General features: G+C 46.8%; 11 protein-coding genes and 2 pseudogenes. 9 read left to right on the top strand and 4 right to left on the bottom strand.

All coding sequences use genetic code 11. From position 1 onward, the window contains the following. Window positions 1-1,325 precede the first annotated feature (1,325 nt). The 3 genes and pseudogenes from ACIDITHRIX25_RS89645 to ACIDITHRIX25_RS89635 all read left to right on the top strand — a co-directional run bounded on the left by ACIDITHRIX25_RS89645 (window position 1,326) and on the right by ACIDITHRIX25_RS89635 (window position 4,971). Window positions 1,326-1,517, top strand: a complete 192-nt coding sequence (locus tag ACIDITHRIX25_RS89645) for a hypothetical protein (protein ID WP_201732513.1) — start codon at window positions 1,326-1,328, stop codon at window positions 1,515-1,517. 462 nt (window positions 1,518-1,979) lie between these two features. Then, window positions 1,980-3,580: pseudogene (locus ACIDITHRIX25_RS89640) on the top strand (APC family permease). Window positions 3,581-3,869: 289 nt separating this feature from the next. Continuing rightward, window positions 3,870-4,971 (top strand): annotated as a pseudogene (locus tag ACIDITHRIX25_RS89635) (IS630 family transposase). A gap of 599 nt (window positions 4,972-5,570) precedes the next feature. Here the strand turns inward: ACIDITHRIX25_RS89635 and ACIDITHRIX25_RS89630 are convergent. Together ACIDITHRIX25_RS89630 and ACIDITHRIX25_RS89625 are read right to left on the bottom strand one after the other, a co-directional pair. Next, the gene (locus ACIDITHRIX25_RS89630; RefSeq protein WP_052604229.1) at window positions 5,571-6,008 is read right to left on the bottom strand and encodes a hypothetical protein; all 438 of its coding nucleotides are present in this window, start codon (window positions 6,006-6,008) and stop codon (window positions 5,571-5,573) included. 667 nt (window positions 6,009-6,675) lie between these two features. After that, complete coding sequence (locus ACIDITHRIX25_RS89625) at window positions 6,676-7,761, bottom strand: mechanosensitive ion channel family protein (protein WP_201732511.1); 1,086 nt, start codon at window positions 7,759-7,761, stop codon at window positions 6,676-6,678. Window positions 7,762-8,331: 570 nt separating this feature from the next. Between ACIDITHRIX25_RS89625 and ACIDITHRIX25_RS89620 the strand changes: the two genes are divergently transcribed. Beyond that, window positions 8,332-8,892, top strand: coding sequence for a sigma-70 family RNA polymerase sigma factor (locus tag ACIDITHRIX25_RS89620; protein ID WP_201732510.1), 561 nt, complete (start codon window positions 8,332-8,334; stop codon window positions 8,890-8,892). Next, entirely contained in the window at window positions 8,889-9,149 is a 261-nt protein-coding gene (locus ACIDITHRIX25_RS89615) for an anti-sigma factor family protein (RefSeq protein ID WP_052604233.1), read from the top strand. Before ACIDITHRIX25_RS89620 ends, ACIDITHRIX25_RS89615 begins: the two co-directional genes overlap by 4 nt. A gap of 281 nt (window positions 9,150-9,430) precedes the next feature. Here ACIDITHRIX25_RS89615 and ACIDITHRIX25_RS89610 read toward each other — a convergent pair whose 3' ends face one another. Then, complete coding sequence (locus ACIDITHRIX25_RS89610; RefSeq protein ID WP_201732509.1) at window positions 9,431-10,558, bottom strand: class D sortase; 1,128 nt, start codon at window positions 10,556-10,558, stop codon at window positions 9,431-9,433. A 1,144-nt stretch (window positions 10,559-11,702) separates the two neighbouring features. On the opposite strand from ACIDITHRIX25_RS89610, the gene ACIDITHRIX25_RS89605 reads away from it, so the two are divergent. The 3 genes from ACIDITHRIX25_RS89605 (at window position 11,703) to ACIDITHRIX25_RS89595 (ending at window position 16,466) form a co-directional block, all read left to right on the top strand. Continuing rightward, window positions 11,703-14,915 carry a DEAD/DEAH box helicase gene (locus ACIDITHRIX25_RS89605; RefSeq protein ID WP_052604235.1) on the top strand — a complete coding sequence of 1,071 codons (3,213 nt, stop codon included), beginning with the start codon at window positions 11,703-11,705 and terminating at the stop codon, window positions 14,913-14,915. Between the two features lie 101 nt (window positions 14,916-15,016). Beyond that, entirely contained in the window at window positions 15,017-15,868 is an 852-nt protein-coding gene (locus ACIDITHRIX25_RS89600; protein ID WP_152625805.1) for a hypothetical protein, read from the top strand. A gap of 421 nt (window positions 15,869-16,289) precedes the next feature. Then, window positions 16,290-16,466 (top strand): winged helix-turn-helix domain-containing protein, encoded by a 177-nt coding sequence (locus ACIDITHRIX25_RS89595; protein ID WP_082058401.1) that lies wholly within the window; start codon window positions 16,290-16,292, stop codon window positions 16,464-16,466. 127 nt (window positions 16,467-16,593) lie between these two features. Here ACIDITHRIX25_RS89595 and ACIDITHRIX25_RS89590 read toward each other — a convergent pair whose 3' ends face one another. Next, window positions 16,594-17,025, bottom strand: coding sequence for a site-specific integrase (locus tag ACIDITHRIX25_RS89590; protein ID WP_052604237.1), 432 nt, complete (start codon window positions 17,023-17,025; stop codon window positions 16,594-16,596). 454 nt (window positions 17,026-17,479) lie between these two features. Here ACIDITHRIX25_RS89590 and ACIDITHRIX25_RS89585 point away from each other — a divergent pair, with 454 nt between their 5' ends. Beyond that, the gene (locus tag ACIDITHRIX25_RS89585) at window positions 17,480-19,726 is read left to right on the top strand and encodes an IS1634 family transposase (protein WP_201732508.1); all 2,247 of its coding nucleotides are present in this window, start codon (window positions 17,480-17,482) and stop codon (window positions 19,724-19,726) included. The last annotated feature ends 240 nt before the right edge of the window (window positions 19,727-19,966 follow it).

The raw sequence follows: 19,966 nt of genomic DNA, 5'->3' as shown, positions 1-19,966 counted from the left end.
CCAGGTAAGACTATCTTGACTGGTGGCCGCAATAACTATTGCCGAACGCCAGAGGATCTAATCTTGATATCGACACAACATGATTTTGGGGATCTAAGCTGGCGAGACTGAACATTCCTTACCACTCGGCACTTGCTTTGGTCAGACACATTTAAAATCACATCGCGATAGATGACCATAGAAAAAAATACAAATAAAAGACGACTTGGCAAGCAAGTGAATCGACAGGTCACGTCTCGCGCTAGCATTTCGCTGGTTTTGCGATAACCCTCAGTCGCCAACTTTGGCGCGTTGGCGACACTAGGCCAGTAAATTTACCACCGCAAAAAAGTTGATTTAAGTGTTAGCGTCATCGTTAACTAATTCAAAGCTGAATATCTCAAAGCTCAATGAGATGCGGGAACCGCACCTAGCAGCTGTGCCGACCCAAAGGGTCTCTGCCGTGATAATCGTACTAGAGGCAAAGCAAACGACCACTCCAACAGATGATCTTCGATATAGACATTTAAAACACCTTAGGCGACAAGTCGGCCCACGAGAAACTATATGGTGACCTCCTCCAGAGCCAGAGAAATCTGACGTTACGTTAAGAGTCAAGGCTCGCCGACCCAAAAGCCCATTCAAGATCGAAAGTTCCGCTCAAGGATGATATCCGACTTAGACAGTTGCCTCTTTTGAAAAGATTATCGCTTATCAGATGATAACCGCATTCAATCCATCGATAAGGAAAACTTTCGCTGTCAAACCACAGATAACTATGGACGCTATTTCGTTGACACTTCGTCCGCGTGAGTCGGCACTTGGGTTGCCATAAGAGATAGCGCTACTCAAAATTATCTCGATTACCTCTCGTCGAAGAACAATTTCATCTGCGTTAGTTCAATCAATCGCGCCGGTGGCGGGTCCCCATTTAATGGTCCAAAATTATTGTGATTTTTGGATCGGGCTGTTTTTAGGGGTTCGCGACTCTAAGGAAAATTCATAGAGCTTTTTGTTAATTAGTAGTAGTAGTAGCTGGTTGTTGAGCCTGTGGTCGAGATCTGGCACCTGTGTGTAAACGCGAAGCGTTTTCCACATGTGTTAGATTATTTGCGAAAAATGAGCAATGTTAGGTCTGATGCATCATTCAGCATGGTTCGTGATTAGTTCCCACCTGGGAAAACAGTTTTAAGCAGTTCTATAGGAGTTTGTCCATCGCGCACCAAAGCGCTGGTGGGAATGGATATATAACACCTGTAGTCAGTTAGATGCAATAATGATGCATCTAATAAGTTGGGTCGAAGTACATAATGTTGTATCTGATGCCACAACAGGGAGGAGCACGAATGAGACGACCGTCTGGTTCGGCTGCATTGGCTTTGGTGGGTGCTGGAACGCCACTGCGCGTAGAGCCGATGTTATTTGATGCAATGTTGGAGGGATGGCGATGCCAGCATATGGCGCGTCGGCTATCTCCTTCTATGATCCGAAGTCGTGAACGAGTGGTAAGGCGATTCGGTGACTACTGCGAAACCTAGGAGTCTCTAGGATCTTTCTAGCATATCCCTAACTTATATTTCAACAATATGATTGTTAAGTTCGCCACTGCCAGATTAAAAAGCACACCGCCCCAGCGGGCTTCAATCTAAGGCTGCATCGAGAAGATGCTACTAACGGTAACGAAATTCGCTTCATCATTAACAGAAATCTTATGCTCTAGCAGAAATGAAACCATATTAGTAGCTGTCCTTCCAAGCGATAGAGGCCATAGACCATGTGCGGTTTCGCTGAGCCATAGACGGTTACCAATCCTGGGAATCAAGGCCAAGCTGTCACATTACGTCGATTCTGTTGCTCGTATTTAGATATTCCGCCAGGAGAAATCGAATGAATTAGAATTATACACAAATATAAAATTGCTCTAGTGGTAAATATCCTGGACTTTTAGCGGATCCTATTTTAGGATTTGCTAAAGTCCTTTCCTAGAAGATCTAATACCCATGCTGGAGAACGAAATATTGAGCGTTCTTGAAGCAAGGGTGCGGGGTGCAGATCCTTCAAATAGATGGTGTGTAATGGGGCACGCCATAATGTATCAAGGAAGGCTAACTCCTTTGGACACAAATGAAGATATTGTTCCCGGTAAATTGTCTGGAACAGAGGTAGAACCTAGACCAATGGCTCCGGCCGGCCGCCAGCATCGGTTGGCCTCTGGGTCATTGGGCGTAGTTGATATTTCGGCTGCAACAATGGCAAATATTGGGCCGGCGATGAGTTTCTATTTCGGCTTTGGATTCCTAGCGGTTACCGCAGGTGTAGCATCACCGCTCACCATAGTTGCCGCTGGTATAGCCATCGCATTTCTAGCCAATACCCTTTCGGAGTTCTCTAAAGCTCAACCATCTGCTGGAGGTTTTATAACTTTCGTCGGAAAGACATTTGGACCAACTAGTGCAGTTACCACTGCTATTTTGGCTGGTGTTGGCTACATAGTAGCCATGGCCTCGGTAATTGCAGTCTCGGGAGGGTTTCTATCTATCATCCTCAACCACTACTTAAAGTGGAACGTACCTTGGGGTATCCTAACGGTAATCCTTACCATACTTGCCGTGATCTTGATGATTAGAGGTGTCTCGGTTTCGACCAAAGTCGCTGGATTCTTCTTCGCCTTCGAAATAACAGTTCTCATAATCGTGGCAGTGGTAGCGATCATCCAAAACGGTGGCCACCTTTCGCTAACTCCGTTTGAACCAAGCCATATAACAAATGGGATGTCTGGCCTTGCGGCTGGATTTCCGCTAGCAATCTATCTTTTTATCGGTTGGGAAAATTCCGCAGCCCTTGCTGAGGAGACAAACAACCGAGGAAGAATGTCCCTAAAGCCGTATTTACTTCGGTCGCAATTATGTCTATTAGCTATATCGTCTTTGCGTATGCAACCGTGACAGGCTTCAACTACAACGTTACCAAGCTAGGAAATGCTGCGATACCTTTTATCACTGTCGCAAATGGGACAATAGGAATTCTGGCATTTCTTGCATACCTAGCTGGTATGACTTCTACCCTCGGTGCGCTGGTGGCAGGGACAAACTCTCAAGCCAGGCTCATCTTCTCAGCGGGCAGAGAGGGACTTTTGCCTTCAATAATTGGAAAGGTGCATCAAGAGCGGCGTACTCCAATGAACGCCATTTTGACCTTTATAGGTATCTCGGTCCTACTGATCGGCGGATGGGCGATCGCGCATTTGTTGGGTTCAGGGACGATGGACCCAATCAACTTCTTCGCGGAGTCATCCACAATGGGAACGATTCTGGTACTAATTGTCTACCTTTTGGCCAACCTAGCTCTGCCCTTTTATTACAAGAAATACCGACCGGCAGACTTTAGGGTTGTCCGTCACGGTGTCTTGCCGATCTTAGGTGCTTTATCAATAGTGGTACCTCTTTACTACCTTGCTAAGCCTGGACAACCAACTCCCTATAACTGGTATCCCTACATCGCACTCGCAATCGTTGTTTTAGCTGTCATCTATGCCGCTATTCTTTCAAAGCGAAACCCTGGGCTTGGCGACAGAGTCGGATCAATCGTTGCCGACGAATAGAAACTGACGATTTTTCACCGGATGGGCTCAATGGGCCAATGCCATGCTCGCTTGAGCCCATCCTCCCCCCCTTTTTTTTTTACTTTTCAAACCCTAAAAATGGCGAATCTAACTGCCAAATATTGACTTCAAGGGCACCGTTTCGCCAACTATAGATAGAGCTAGTGTCCCCTCTCATAATTTCCCTGAAACTGAGGAATTAATCCCTTCTAAGGTTGTTCTCCTTGGTAAGGACATAACCTTGCAAGGGAGAACGATGCAAAGTCACACCGTTTCAGAGGAGCCAAACATTGATGCCAACCAGAGCAAGCCGCCCAAGAAGAGATCTGGACGACAAGCTTCGGTGGTTCCGCTCAGTCCCAAAGAACGTAGCGAATTAGAAGCAGTGGTAAGAAAGTCCACAGCTCCCATAGGACAGGTGGCAAGGGCCAGCATTGCCCTATGGAGTAACGAAGGGGTTGGACACCAACGAGATCGCGCAAAGACTTCAGATATCTACAGAGACGGTATGCAAATGGAAGCGGCGTTTTATCAACTACGGAGTGGAACTTCTCGATGACGCACCGAGAAGTGGAAAACCGAGAAGCATTGATGACGAAAAGATCGCCGAGATTCTAAGGATCACTTTGGAAGAAGAGCCCCCGCTTGCTACCCAGTGGTCGACGTCTTCAATGTCCAAGCGGATCGGGGTATCACCAGCGAGCATCTCACGTATCTGGAGAACCTTTGGCCTCAAGCCCCATGTCTTGGGATACTTCAACATCAGTACCGATCCGGCCTTTACCGAAAAGGTCCGCGACATAACTGGGATCTATCTCAATCCCCCTGATGCTGCACTGGTACTATGTATTGACGAAAAGACACAGATCCAGGCGTTGGATAGAACCCAGCCACTGCTTCCCATGAGACCTTTTGTTCCAGAGCGGCAAACACATGACTACAAACGCAACGGCACAACAAATCTCTTTGCAGCACTTGATGTTGCCTCTGGCAAGGTGATCACCAACACCACAAAGGCTCATCGGGCGATCGAGTTCATAGCCTTTTTGGATCAGGTGAAAAAAGAAGTTCCAAAAGAACTCGAAGTCCATATCATCCTGGACAATTATGCAACGCATAAAACCGATGCTGTACGGGCCTGGCTCATAAAAAACCCCAGATTCCACTTCCATTTTACACCCACCTACTCCTCGTGGATGAACCTGGTTGAGAGATGGTTCTCGGAACTGACTACCAAAATGCTCCGCAGATCCACCCATAAGTCAAAAAAGCAACTCGTTGCTTCGATCAACACCTGGGCAGAGCGCTGGAACCAAGACCCAACACCATTTAGGTGGGTAAAGACAGCTGACGAGATATTCGCATCGATGGCAAAGTATCTGGGGAACTAGAACTCAGGGAACTTATGAGAGGGGACACTAGCTGGAAGGTATCAATTGCACCCGTGGTCATTCTTCAAGAGAAAAGACGCTTATACGGGCTCGCTAGGCAGGCCAAGGAAAAACCATTGAATCTATGGATAAGTGCCAAATGACAACACAAGATTAAATAGCACCTGGTTTAGAATTCACTTGAAAGACCGGCACTTGTAGACCCAAGGAAAAAACCAGTTTCACAAGGACGGCGATAAGGGTCTGTCGTTAATAGTAAAGTTGAATCGCGACAGATCCATATCCGTCAATCTTCTTTATTCCAGCGCACAATTCTATCTTCCAATTTATCTAAGTCAAAGGAGAATTTGATTCGATGGCAGGACTGATAACCTCTAAAAAATATTTGGATGTATCCTTTTGCCAACTTCGACCTAGAGGACTGATTCTGTAGGAACAATTGCTCGAAGTAGCAGCACAAAGGGATCGTATCATCGCATGCCACAGCGAAGTTTGGATAGACTCCATTTGTTAGGCGCAAAATTTACGATCACCGCTACAAAGCACTTTTCCCATGAGAGCTGCAATCGGAATGGTTCGCGGTTGCTCCAAATAACAACTCAAAGCTTTACGGCGACGTTTTGATAGTACTTTCGATGCATAAAAATTGCAACGGAAATGGGAGCTAGGATCAACAAGGCCAAGGCAAAAAGAGCTATAGCGGAACTAACTATTCCTGTTGTGATGCAATGGACTACAACAGGTCCTTGATGGCTAGGACCAACCAACCCTGTGGAGCAACTCGATGATCCAGAAGGCATCCCCAAAAGGGTAACGGCAGGCAGTAGCCCTCCGGGCACTATTAGAGTCGCAATCAATTTTTGGGCAGTAGTCCATCCTTGATCCATCCAAAGTCTCCAGATGCCAACGAACCATCCAATTCCAAAGACAAATGCGCCAAATAGGATCCACATAAGCGTCGCCGTGGGAGAGACATATCTCCTTTGGCGAGATTCCATTGGATTGCTATCATCTCGATTCATTGACCTTGGATTCATGATGGCTCCAACAACATAATCATTAGCATTGTCTGCACACTTCCTAAACTTGAGATAATGGGGTCTTGTTAGTTGCAGTTAGCAAAACCTAGACCTCTATTCACTTGACAGCCAGGGCCCTTGACTCTTGAGACTATCTGAAAATCTACTTTAACTCGGAGTCCAACTTTGACTAATCGACAAATTACAGTTCTTGGATGCGTCTTTGGGCGGCTGATAGGCCCTCGTAACCAAAGGTTAAAGCATTCCATTTATTCCAAAGAATATACCCATGGACGATTCGGCCGCAATAGCGACTCCCAATAGTTGAAAAAAGGGGCACATGTAAAAGCGATGTGTAGAACATCATGAATAGAGATGGCCACATGTATACATTCTTCGTGGCCGCTAGCTTGGTATTCTCAACGGCCTTTGGCATCGCGAAGGAACTAAACACCTACCAACCGGACCGCTTTGGTTCTTTGATCAAAAGACAACCGCCATAGAAAAGCTAACTTTGAAGTAAAAATCTACGATTCTTGCCTAGTGGCACTCCGACACTATCAAAATGCCCATAGGTGCCGAATTGGTTACACTTGAATGGAACTGAGAGATTTTTAGCCCAAAGGAAAGAGGAGCGATTTCGTCCCGTAATGGTCTAGGGCTAAATCCGCTAATGTCAGATCGTCTAGTTCTGCGTCGTATCCTTGCCCGCGGCCGGCTTTGCAACGTCAATATGCACCCTGGGAAGGCTGCCAGGGTTGTTATCCATTAGATAGGTGATCAAGTGCTCGCGTACGTCACAGCGTAGATTCCATGAATTTCCCGAAGTTGATGATGAAACTAAAGCTCTAATTTGAATAGCTAGTTCAGTTGAATTGACAACCTGCAAGGTCACTACTCTCTTATCCCATAGAGGATGGCTAGATACGTAGTCGATCAATTCCTTACGCAATTCAGGGATAGAGACCGAGTAATCAACGAAGATCAAAACAGCGCCGAGGAGCTGGGAAGTATCTCTCGTCCAGTTCTCAAAGGGAGTATTTACAAAATATGAGACAGGCAATACCAGCCTGCGTTCGTCCCAAATCTTTACCACCACATATGTCAACGTGATAGCCTCTATCGTGCCCCACTCGTTTTGGACTACAACGACGTCGCCAATCCGCAGTGCACCCGAAAATGCGATTTGAATCCCGGCAATCATATTACCTAGCGTTGACTGACCAGCGATTCCAGCAACGATACTCAAAACGCCAGCTGAAGCCAAGACCGTAGTCCCAAACGTCCTAATCGCTGGCAAGGTGGTGAGCGATACCAGGATGCCGATGATGATTATCGTGATCGATATCACCCGATGGATCAGGCTTACTTGGGTAACTGTGCGTCTCGCGTCTCTGTTGTCGACCACCGTAATATCAAATCTCTCCACCACCATGGTGGATACGACGGCCAATATGTTTACAATAATCCAGACAATTGTAAGAATTACCGCTATTTGAGCAGCGTAGTTAAGGCCAAGTCGCCATCGAAAAGGGGCGAATCTAATCGACTCAGTGCCAGAGAGCGCAAAGGAAAAGGCGATAACAGACTTTCGGGTGCTATTTATAACCATAACAAAGTGTTTGGAATGTCTTCGTTTGGATAGTTTTGAGAGAACTCCATAGACGACAACCACCAAGACAACAGAGCCCACCATCGCAATTAGTGCTCTGAGCCAGTTGCTAGAGAGAACGTTGTTAGTAAAAGACGCAAAGATTTGAATGGCGGTCATTGTCTTAGATCCTATCGGGAATACCAAAGAGTAAACGAAGAGTGACGAGATCTCTGAGCGTGCTAAAGCCATCTATCTATCGGTTTGAACCTAGCGCCAACAAAAAAGGATTCTTATTGGCGCGATAAATATCGAGACCCAACCTGTTGCTTTGAGGTAGGCAAAACGCAACAACGAACCAAACCCCAACCCTAGGTGTCAATGAGCCAGAGAGACCGGCTAGGTAAGCCCTATGGAATGCATGGCAGGTCGATATGGTACATTCCGACCGAGGAGTAGGCTCGGTCCATGCATTCAATCCTGCCCTTGAGGGCGCAGATGGCGTCTCACTCGAGTTGACTTTGGCTTGATCTTGGATCATCAAAGTGTGCGATACGGCTTATAGGAACTATCCTTCCTAAGCCTGCACCATCGGTAGTGGATTCAAGGAGAACTAACCATCGCAAAACTCGCTTCTTCATCATTGGTTTGGCTAGTTCTTCAAAATCAAATGGAGCTGCGAGCCAACTCCTCAAAAGGCAATCTTTAATTATTTTGGAATAGCTCAACTTCAAAGAGGGTTCCTCAAACGTGGCAAACGCGAGTGATCATGATCAGCTAAATATTTCATTCGATAGATATGTCGTGCCAGAAATCGAAGTACTAACGCGCGTCGCATTATCCATTACTCGAAATCACAGCGACGCAAGCGACCTTGTCCAAGAGACTTTGTTAAATGCCTACAAGGGCCTTGGCAACTTTGATGGCTTATACCCTCGCGCTTGGCTCTTTACTATTATGCGAAATACTCAAATTAAGCGTTACCGCAAGCGACGGCCTTCGCTTATCACAAAAGAGGAGCTTGAGGCATTTGAGAATTCGAAGAATCCCTCCCATTCCGGGGGCTCCGCCGAGGATGCATTTCTCGCGAGCCAATTTGGAGAGGAAGTTCTAACCGGCCTAAACGCTTTGGTGCCAGCTCAACGCCTCGTCATTGAACTTATAGATGTGGTTGGCCTATCTTACGGAGAAGCCGCGGAAGCCCTTGGCATTCCGCAAGGGACGGTAATGAGCCGCCTACACAGAGGTCGATCGTCAATTCGCCAACACCTTAGCGATGCTGGCCTTGCACCAAAGAGAGGGTTGCGATGAATCCATTTATCGAAACCGCAAAGCGGATCGAATGTATGCACAACATACGAAGACTGCAGCAATATTTAGATGGAACTTTGCCTGAACCATCCCGCCGAAAGACAAAGGCTCATCTAGAGGTTTGTCGTCGTTGTGGCCTTGAGGCGACCGTCTACAGCGACATAAAAAAAGCTTTGAGACAAAGCGCTCCTGAAATAGATTCAGTACTGCTCAACGAATTGAAACTACGCGGTGAGCAACTACGTAACCAACCATGAAGACCAAGAACCACTAGACAGCCTTGTCTTGGCAGGCACTTTAGTCTCTTTCGAAAGAGCAAAGGGTCAAGGTTCGAAATAGTTTAGCGCTTGTTTGCAACCACGAGCTTGGTTACAAACCATCCTGAGACATCTTCGCTATGGCCATTATGGCGAAAGTGAAACTTCAAGGTCATCGCAAACGATGCCAACCTTGAAATGGGTTGTCATCAAAGAAACCAACAATGCAACCGACGTAAAAGAACTACTTATCGCTCAAAAACTATTGGATCGACAAAGAATCAGGCGCCAAACGTCACATTCGTGATAGAGAGTTCATTGTTAGATATCGATTCAGTTACCGAAACTAGCCGATGATTCAGTCCCCCCGAGAGGGTTACGCCCGTCGCAGTTGTACCATCGATGTCTTCTGTAATTGAGAGCGCCGAGGTAGACGACAAGTTCACCCCAGATAACGAAGTTGGATAGGTAACTGAAGGCGCGAGCGATCGCCACCAACTTTGAGAAGAGGCCTCCAATGCGTGAATGACACCAAACCACCCCTGTAACGCTGTTGCCTCAATCACAAGGGGCGCATTCGACTGCTCAAAGTAGCTTGATGGGGTTCCGCTAAATTGCATCTCACCCATCATCTGAGTGTTATTTCCGAGAATGAGTAACGCAGGGTTGAGACCTTGGGGAATGGCAAAGCCAATCTTTACAGTTGGTAGAGATGGAACAGTTGAGCTGGTATCAATGGAGCCTTGAGGCTTGGTTCCAACGTATCGCGCTGTTACTACGTATCTGTCCGGGGTATACCAAAGGGCATTGGGCGGCCAACAGGTATCGAGAACCACTCCGCCGCCTTTGGATATCGGTACCGAAGCACCCGGTTTTGTAACCACTGCACCCGTTACAGCGAAGGTATAGGTGGCACAGGGCACGGTGTAGGTAATAGTGTCGCCGGGTTTGAGCTGAGAAAGATGTGAAAAGAAGCTTACATCATGAGCCGCAAATAGGGCTGTCGTCGTGGGTCCCGGCCATGGCGTTAGAGGGTCATGACCAATCGAGATATCCAAAACCGAGTTACCTAGCCCTTGTTGAACGGGAGCAGTTAGCGAGATCTTGGCAACTTGCAGAACACCGGGTCCTGGTGAAGCTATGCAATCCTGTCCCAGCCTTTGACGATATGCGGTTGCAATTAGTTGTTTCGAGGTGTTTTTTAAAAGTGCAGCAGCTCCGCTCGAAGAACGATTATTCCACCACAAGGGATAACCCACACCAATCGCCGCGACGGCTAAAAGGCTAAAACCAATGGATACACGAATCTTACCTCTGGGACGCCTAGGCATCCCATGAAGCGGCTGACGCGAAGGCTTAGGCATCATATGAAGCGGCTGACGAAAGTGCTTGCCCTTTTTTACAAACATATAGTGATCTGTCCTACTTTTTTGCCGCGCAAATTATTCGTTTTAAGTCCTATAGTTAAATCGACCTAACTACCAGCTAGTTTGAATTGAATTTCATCGAATTTTTTACCATTCCCAACTCTGAATCTACCAGCAATTTCAAGCAAGTACAAGACTCCTGTACCACTCTAAGCTAAATCAAGGTTCGAGGCACTGCCCTAAATTACTATTGGCGGCTCACTCTGTATTTGTCGGCGTCTACCCCAAAAAGAAAAAAGTTCCAGGGTTGTTGGTAGCACCTGGTCCGATATCGAATCCAAGTTAGCAATCCACAATAGAACAATCGAATGCATATCTACCTGTTGAGAAGTTAGCAATCCCAACAGGTAGCCAGAGTTGCATCCGAACGGGATGAGCATCTCCGACAAGAATTCCACCCATCTGTCAAGCTTCACGTGGTGACGCTTACCTGGCGCCAATCATATTTCTTATTTGAATCTCTAGATAAGGCGCACTATAGAAGATACTTCAATTAAGCAGAATAAAAGTAGACGAATTGGGCGTCTACCTTTGCTTTCTCGAAGTAGTAGATCGTTGAGGAAAATCTTAAATCCTATCGATAAGTAAGGTAAATTTCATCACGTAACGATGCCTCAAGTCACTAACGATTGGGGGTTCGCCCGAGCTTGTCCTTGGTATGGCGCTTGATTCGCTCATTTTCCAAAGTCTGATAAGCGGGGTATTTACGATCGAGTGGCAACCAAATAGCTCCAGCACCTCCAAGACATCCTCGTAAAGCCAATAGTAACGTTTATGCTAGATTTGGTTGCTGAATGGTAGTGTCCAAGATGGATCGCCGAAAGAGTCGTCTTGCAAGGTTACAAGGCGCAAAAACCTCTAGTGCATCGCGATAGCTCTGGCCCAACATTCACTACCTTCAGCTTATGAGCGCGGACACAAACCACGCAAGCAAGCTAATGGATCGGTTAGCTAAAGTGAGGTAATCCAATCATTAGCCCTGCCAAAACTCACTATATACAAGATTGAACCGATCACTAGTTGATAGTTTCAACGCCTTCAATCTTGGCTAAACTAGATGGGTCTAGTGAATCAACGAGATGATTGACGCCATAACTAAGTGCGATCATCCCATACGACAGGAGCAATGCTGTCTTTTTTCATCCAAAGTTTTATTGAGCCAAATGGACGGATCGTCTTTTGGTTCGAACAGACCCGATGGTCCGAAACAAGCGCTATCAATACTCAAAGCGCACGGCACCCTTTCTCTTGGTGGCCAACCAAGACCCGATCGGGACTCAGAACAGCAATAGAGGGCTGTTTTAGTGGAGTCGAAATCTTTCTGGCCGAAGATAGCCTGCGACTACCCATTTGCGCAAAAGGAGTCCCAAAACCATCGCCAAATAATTGGATAGAGATACCTTCGGACTTTCCTAAAAAGTCCGGGCTATCGAATTTCTCGATTCCTATCTTGGGAACAATGCCTCTGCTTGGCGCAAATCAGATTCTCACGGTCCTAGACAAGCTAGGCGAGTTGGAAGTTTCTGTCAGTGGTTCAGATGAGACCCTTCGTTTCATGCAGTCACCATCTACCCAAACCCTTGCCATAATCGCTGAATTTGCCCTCTCGTTGGTAAAGCGACAGCAATTTATTCCTTACGCTTCGCCGATAATTGGCAACCCGGGTGCCGCTAACGGTCGATGGAAGAGTATTTTGGGACGCCAAGATGTTCAGTTCGTTCGCCACATTCTCGAAGAGGGAACCGGCGAACTATTCGCAAAAGTCCTATCTACAAGGGATCAAAGTGCAGCGCTACCACCCAAATTGCTTCGTATCGCCATCGACATCATGCTGGATCAAGAGATTCGCGAGGCAATTAGCGATCCGATTTGGTTCTCGTACTACCACGCCACAGGTTCCAAACCACTAGATCACTTCTTGGCCAAACTAGCCGATAATCCACTTTCGCCTATTGTATCTAACTTCACCCTTCAAGGTCGACTCCCCGAGATATTAGATGAGTGGCGAGAACGAGTAAAAGGCGAGCTCGCTCCATTACGACTAGCCCTAAGGATCTCTCCACCTGGATATTACGAAGCCGAAACAAGTGACGAAGACGCCGACCCAACAGAGGACCTATGGGAGGTTGCATTTGGCCTCTCTCAACGTAATGCGCTAGGAACCTTCCTGGATCCAAGCTCGCCGAATGACCTTGAATCGGTTCTCGACGAACTCAAAATCACCCCGGATGAAGCTGAGCTAATCTATCTGAAGTCCCTCACTCGCATTGCCACCTATGATCCTTTGATTGAGCAGGCTGCCCAACTTGGTAAAGGTGGTCGGATCTTAATTCCAAGCAACGATGTAATTACATTCGTGCGCGGAACCGCCGCCATCCTCGCAGAAAAAGAGGGCGTTGCACTCCTGCTACCTCGCACGCTCCGCGATGCGATAAAGCCCAAGGTGCATATTTCTAGCGCGCCTGTAAAGTCCAAGAATCCCAAGATGGGCCTTGAAGCGCTCTTTACCTTCACCGCCAAAGTTAGCATTGGCGAAAGGGAGCTCTCGCGGGAGGAGATAGAGTCGCTGCTAGCAAGTCAAAGTCCGATAGCCAAAGTCGATGACGATTGGTTCTTCGTAGACAGGCGTGGATTGACCCGGGCTCTGTCGTATCTAACACGCCACGAGCAACAATCCAAGCGAACACTCGCATCAATCCTCTCTGAGACAATCGGCGATATAGATGACGATGATCTCATCTCTATCGAGCGACCAGACCCCCAAACACTTATCGATGCTATGGCCAAGGGACGCAAGCGAGCACTGGAGTCTTTCGTAGAACCCAAAGGCTTCACACTCCCCCTTCGAGACTATCAAAGGCGCGGGGTGGATTGGCTAGCTTCCTTAGAGGCAATAGGCCTAGGCGCCTGCTTAGCTGACGATATGGGCCTTGGAAAGACCGCACAGATAATAGCGCTCTTAGCCCAGGAACATCAAGATTTACTATCGGCGGCAACCTTTGAAATTTCAGAGTCCCCATCATCGACATCTTCCTCTGATTCTCCTTCCACAGAGATCACCGAGACTCATGCAACTCTAATAATTGCTCCGGTTTCGGTCGTTGGAAACTGGAAGAGAGAGCTCGCACGCTTTTACCCCGCCCTCTCGGTAATGGTTCATCATGGATCCAATCGGTCAGATGGAGTCGAATTCACCGAGAGTGTAAAAAAACACGACGTCGTCATAACGAGTTACTCCCTATTGGCTAGAGATATCTCAACGCTATCTGCGCTCAAATGGCACCGCGTCGTCGTTGATGAAGCCCAGAATATCAAAAATCCCTCCGCAGCCATGACAGTTGCTGCGAATTCTCTTATCTCTAGCCGCAGGATTGCACTAACAGGCACGCCGGTAGAGAACCACACCGGCGAACTCTGGGCGATTATGAACTTCATAAACCCAGGCCTTCTTGGCTCTAGAACTGGTTTTAGAACTAAGTTTTCGATTCCCATTGAAAGGGAGAACAACCAGACGGTTGCAACCCACCTTGGCAAGGCTATAGCTCCCTTCCTCCTTAGGCGGCTAAAGACAGATAAATCCATTATTGCTGACCTCCCAGACAAGATCGAGATCAAGGAGTACTGCGGCCTCTCTCAAGAACAGGAAGCACTCTATAAGAATGCAGTTTTAAGACTACAAGAGTCGTTGGAATCAGCGAGTCAGATGCAGAGACGCGGAGCGATTCTGGCTTCGATCACCAGGTTGAAGCAGATCTGTAACCACCCGACCCTGGTAAAAGAAGCCACCTCGCTTAGAGGTAATTCGGCCAAAATGCAAAGGCTAGAGGAGCTGCTAGAGGAGATTTTAGAAGGTGATGAAAAGGTAATCATCTTTACTCAATTCACGACATTTGGCAATCTCCTACACGAACACCTCCAAGAACGATTTCGACAAAGAGTCTTATATCTACATGGCGGGTCAACAATGCCACAACGTGATTCGATGGTAAGTGAATTTGCCACCCCAGGCGGGCCATCAATCTTTTTACTTTCTCTAAAAGCAGGTGGTACTGGCTTAAATTTAACAGCGGCCAACCATGTGATTCACTACGATAGATGGTGGAATTCAGCAGTAGAGTCACAGGCCACAGACAGAGCATTCCGAATAGGACAACGTAAAGACGTCGTGGTTAGAAAGTTGATCTGCGAAGGTACTCTCGAGGAGCGAATTGATGCCATAATCGAATCGAAGAAGGCTCTGGCGGATAGTCTGATCTCAACTGGAGAGACCTGGATCACCGAACTAGATGACACCGCGCTAATGGACCTCCTCAGCCTCACTCCATCCGAACAAGATTAGACAAAGAAACAGGTGCAGTTGAATTGGTTTCGTCGCCTTTAAACCTGATATCACAGATCCTCTATTCCAAAAACTTTCATTCCTTGAACCTCGAGGAGCAGATGGCCGTCCTTGCAAATGTGCGTCGAACTCCAGAAGCCCCCTCGAGAAGTAACGCCAAACGAAGTTGGTGGCTCCAGATAATTCTAGATAATCTAGAGCGAAGTTCTGGAAAAGATCGGGCCGCTCGAGGACGATCCTATTGGCGCAAAGGCGCCGTATCCAAGCGATTGACGATCGAAGATGGTGCTGCATTGGGTCATGTACGAGGGTCCAATTCAGAAAGGTACAAGGTCGCCGTCGGAGTAGACGAAAGCTTCTCCGCTCATGCTGAAGTTCTAGCGAACGCAATCGCTAGCGACGCAGCTTGCTACGTAGACTTTCGTGAAGGACGTCTTAATGAGGCGCTAATGGGAATCACATTGAGTGATGGAACTAAACTCTTCCTCGACCATCTCGCCATGGAGGGAGTTTGTAACTGCTATGACTGGGACGCAACCTGCAAACATCAGATTGCTTTGGCAAATGCGATCGCTGACAAGATAGAGAACGATCTCGATCTCGCGCTAACTTTTCTTGGAATCGAGCCAAATGAGCTACACGCTCTTGTTTCGCAGCTGAGAGATGGTGATGAAAGGGACTCTCTTTCTAACGACCCAGACAACATCACAGACACATTTGGTTGGCCAGACTTCCATGATGTAGTTAGATTTACCACTGTGAAAAGGTACGGGAAGAGTCCAATCGCATTGGCTGAACACCTCGGCGAACTTAGCAAAGAAATCCTCGATCCGATAAGCCTCATACCTAAAAATAGAATTAACGGCACCCTCGGCTCCCTCAATTCATTCTTTGACGAGATGTATGAGCTGGTTAAATACCACCTGAACGGAAACGAAGAGCCCGACTTTTAATGACCCCAAACGCGAAAGCTGGATACAACTATCCCCGTTTTATCGATAAAGAGATAGTTATTATCGGCTGTCGATCTAACGCTCTATCCAATAGCCAAGTAGCATAAGGTGAGAATGCGCGTAAAAAAACCAAAGTCTTAAGTCGTCGAACCTATGCGTTAGTCGATAGAGGGTGGGCCCAGTAAAGCCATAAACAAAGCCGGGAAATCTTTGGGTGAGACGGTAAGCGCAAAGAACAAACGTCCCTAGCTCCTAGCAAGAATCAGATAATTAGGCAGTGTTTGTGGAGCATTCAAAGACCACTGACTTTTCGTTTATCTTTGGACCACCTCGCCGGAATCTTTGGACCACCTGATTCTTTATCTGATTAACTTGCTTTGGCGTCTTAAAAAAGCGGACACCAAAGGAGGAATCAACATAAATGGCTTCAAAGAAATGGAAGGTGGATATGAAGGATATCCGTAAATTATTGGCTCTTGTAACCAAGGGTAGTTACAGCAATAGAGAGATAGCAACATCGCTTGGTATATCACACCAAAGCGTAAGTCGACAGCTCGATAGGCTCGCCAAAGCAGGCGTTATTAACCAAGGACCATGAGATTATCCCGAGGTTTTAGTTATCTCGAATCAATTGCCAAAGTCCTGTTCAGGGTCTCAAGAGTAGGCAAACCTTCGGAATAACCAAGTTCGCGTATTTCAACCCAGATACCTGCATCAACAGCATTTCATCGTCTTACCACAGTGGGATCTCTCGAGGGGCATCGCCGTTTACAAACTTTTTTTAGAAGTGCTTGTTTCATCATCTTCAAGTCAACAGCGCCGTAGCTGTCGGTAGCATTGACACATACATGGCCGAGAAAGTCCTTGATGCACGAGAGCGGCATACCTCCTTGGTACAAGTGCACTGCCCGGGTATGACGAAATAGCTTGAATTTCCATATCTTTGGCGCATCTTGTTTGTCGGTTACCCTGGCCTCATCAACATAACGACCTGCCAGGTCAATCAAAAATGAGTCGTAGCCATGGGCAATAAAATAAAAGCGCAGTTCTTCCCAGCCGTAGTTATATTGCCACAGCGTTGACTTGCTGTGGTTAAGGGGAGCAATCGCTTCTCTTCTACGAACGATCAAATCCTCAAGTGAAAGCTGTTTCTCCATCTGGTTCTCCATAGCTCGAACCGGCGTTGTTGTCGGTGTCATAAGTATGGATGATGTTGTGATTTGGGTAAATGCACTTGGGGTTTGATCTTTTGGTTATCCCGAAGATTTGCCTACTCTTGAGACCCTGACCAGGACTTGGGCAATTAATTCGGGATAACTAAAACTTCGGGATAAAAAAGACAAACGACAACCGGAAAAGCAGCAGGTGAGATCCAGGTGATAGCTAGACATCAGGGTCTATATCGCTTAGCCCATCTTTCGCAGATTTCCCGAAAAATCGCCCTAATTGGTCCCTTTTGAGGGGATTTTGGGCGATTTTCGACTTGGGCGATTTATAGATGCCCTGGTAGATGGGTATTAGGTCTTTTTGGGTCGCGAATGTAGTGTCCTAATTTTTGAGTAGTTTTGATTATGACTTGCATTAGCTCTGACATGGTGCTATTGTCTTGTTGTGTTTATCCGTGAAACTCCAACAGTTAATAAAAAGACCGGCGTTAGCTACAGTAAGTACCAACTCGTTGAGTCCTACCGCTGTGAAAAAGGTCCCCGTCAACGTATAGTAATGACCTTGACCGAACTGGACCTGGATAAGTCATTGTGGCCAGCTCTGGCCAATGCTATAGCCCAGAGACTCTCTGGAGTAACCTCACTCTTTGAATCAGATCCTATTATTGCCAGATACGCAGATCTGGCAATCACTAAGTATGCAATTCGTTCCGAAGTTGCAACCGCTAAAGAAACAAGAGCTACTGAGGCTGACCTTGAGATGGTAGATCTCTCTAGTGCTAAGACTATCAATAGTAGAAGTATCGGTCCAGAACTCATAGGAAACTCGTTCTATGAAGCTCTTAGCTTCGATAAGATCCTAGAGAGTGCAGGTCTATCGGGTGAATCTCTTGGCATTGCCAAGGCAACGATAATAGCTCGTCTTATTCATCCTGGATCTGATCGAAAGACCTATTCGTATATCAACTCCAACTCTTCACTACCTGAGATATGTGGTATCGATCTCTCTAAGTTTCACAAGGATAAGGTCTATGCAATTGCAGATAAGCTCTATGACGCTAAAGGCGTCATAGAGCCAGCACTCTATAGAGCTAGCTCTGATCTCTTTAGGACGAATACCAGGCTCTTTCTCTTTGATCTAACTAACACCTACTTCGAAGGTTCTACTAAGGGGAACTCCCTAGCTAAACATGGACATTCCAAAGAGAAGCGTTTTGATTGCACATTAGTTTCTCTGGCACTACTTGTTGATCACAGGGGACTACCCATCTACTCAGAGATACATGAGGGCAATACCTCTGAGCCTAGAACTCTCATTAGCGTACTTGATGCCTTGGAGTCTCTATCGGATGGATCTCTCTTTGGGGATGTTGTTCCTACCATTGTGATGGATAGGGGAATTGCTACCAAGGCAAACCTAGAACTTCTTATTAAGCGCAATCTCAACTACGTAGTAATTGAGAGAGCTAACAAAAAGAGCCTCTATCGAAGCCATTTCATGGAGATGGAAGGCTTCACCGAGATCTACGATGCCCAAGGATCCCCAGTACTGGTGAAAAAGCTACAAGTGGAACCACAAAAGCCACACGGGCGAGTGAGAACACAAGTACAGGGACAAGTGCAAACGCTAGAAGAAGACACCGGCACTGACGACAATAACAGTTACACCACCTCCGGCAACACTAGCAACAGTATCAGCAACAGCGACAGCAGCAACGACACCAAAATCATCAAGAGCGACAGCAGCACCGGCACTGACGACTATATCCGTAATGGTGTCACCGGCAAGAATACCGGCACCGATGACACCAAAATCACCAACAGCAACACCACCGACACTGATACTAACGCCACCTCCACCTCCATCTCCTCCTCTTCCACCTCCATCTCCACCTCCATCTCCTCCTCTTCCACCTCCATCTCCTCCTCTTCCTCCAACAACAACACCACAACCGTGGTGTTGTGTCGTTCTTTGGGGAGATCCAAGAAGGAATCAGCGATCTCTAGTCAAGCTAACGAGAGATTCTTAGTAGATATCACTTCGTTGAATACCTCAATCACAAAGGGTTCTATATCTAAGACCACAGTTGTCTCAGAGCGTATCGGACGCATCAAGGCCAAGTACCCAAGTATTGCTTCCAAATACGAGATATCCCTTGAATATCATCAAGACCATGGCAAGATCATCAAAAAGAGACGCTTTGACAAAGTAATCAATCTCACTATTACAGAAAAACCCACTAAAGCCAAAGATGATAATCTCCAAGGAGCCTACGTCATAGACACCAGCCATAGCGAGCTAGATGCAGGTGAGATCTGGAATATCTATACGACTCTCACTAAAGTAGAAGATGCCTTTAGATCCCTCAAGAGTGATCTTGGACTTCGACCGGTCTATCATCAACTAGCTAGCCGAACTGCTGCTCACCTCTTCATCTCAGTACTTGCCTATCACCTCCTTAGTGCCATTGAGCTGACCTTGAGGCAAAATAACGATAAGAGAAGATGGTCAACCATTAAAGAGCAACTCAACAGTCACCGCCGAGCCACCATAGTTCTTACATCAGATAAAGGCGTTGTCTATCACATCCGCACTAGTGGTGTTTCTGAGCCGGTTCACAAAGAGATCTACCGTCTCTTAGGAGTTAGTGATCCCCTTAAACGGATAAAGACCATTGCGACGCATTTGTAGTGTCCCAACGTAAGACCACATACTCAACTAGCTGGGAGAATAGGTTGATTTTCGGAAAGATGGGTTAGTGTTGCTGGCCCGAAGAATCAAGGCAACCTTGGGCGACCATAATTCTAAAAGAGACAAACCTATCTGTTTTTGGTCGGTTTGAGATAGATCCATTAGAAACCTTTAGGGGCTCCAGAAAAAGAAAACCCCTAAAGCCCGATCAATGATGCAAACTCAGACTATTGCGACAAT

It is taken from the genome of Acidithrix sp. C25 (assembly GCF_904848545.2).
The sequence above is the reverse complement of the archived record's forward strand: the minus strand, read 5'-3'. Positions and strand labels throughout refer to the sequence as shown.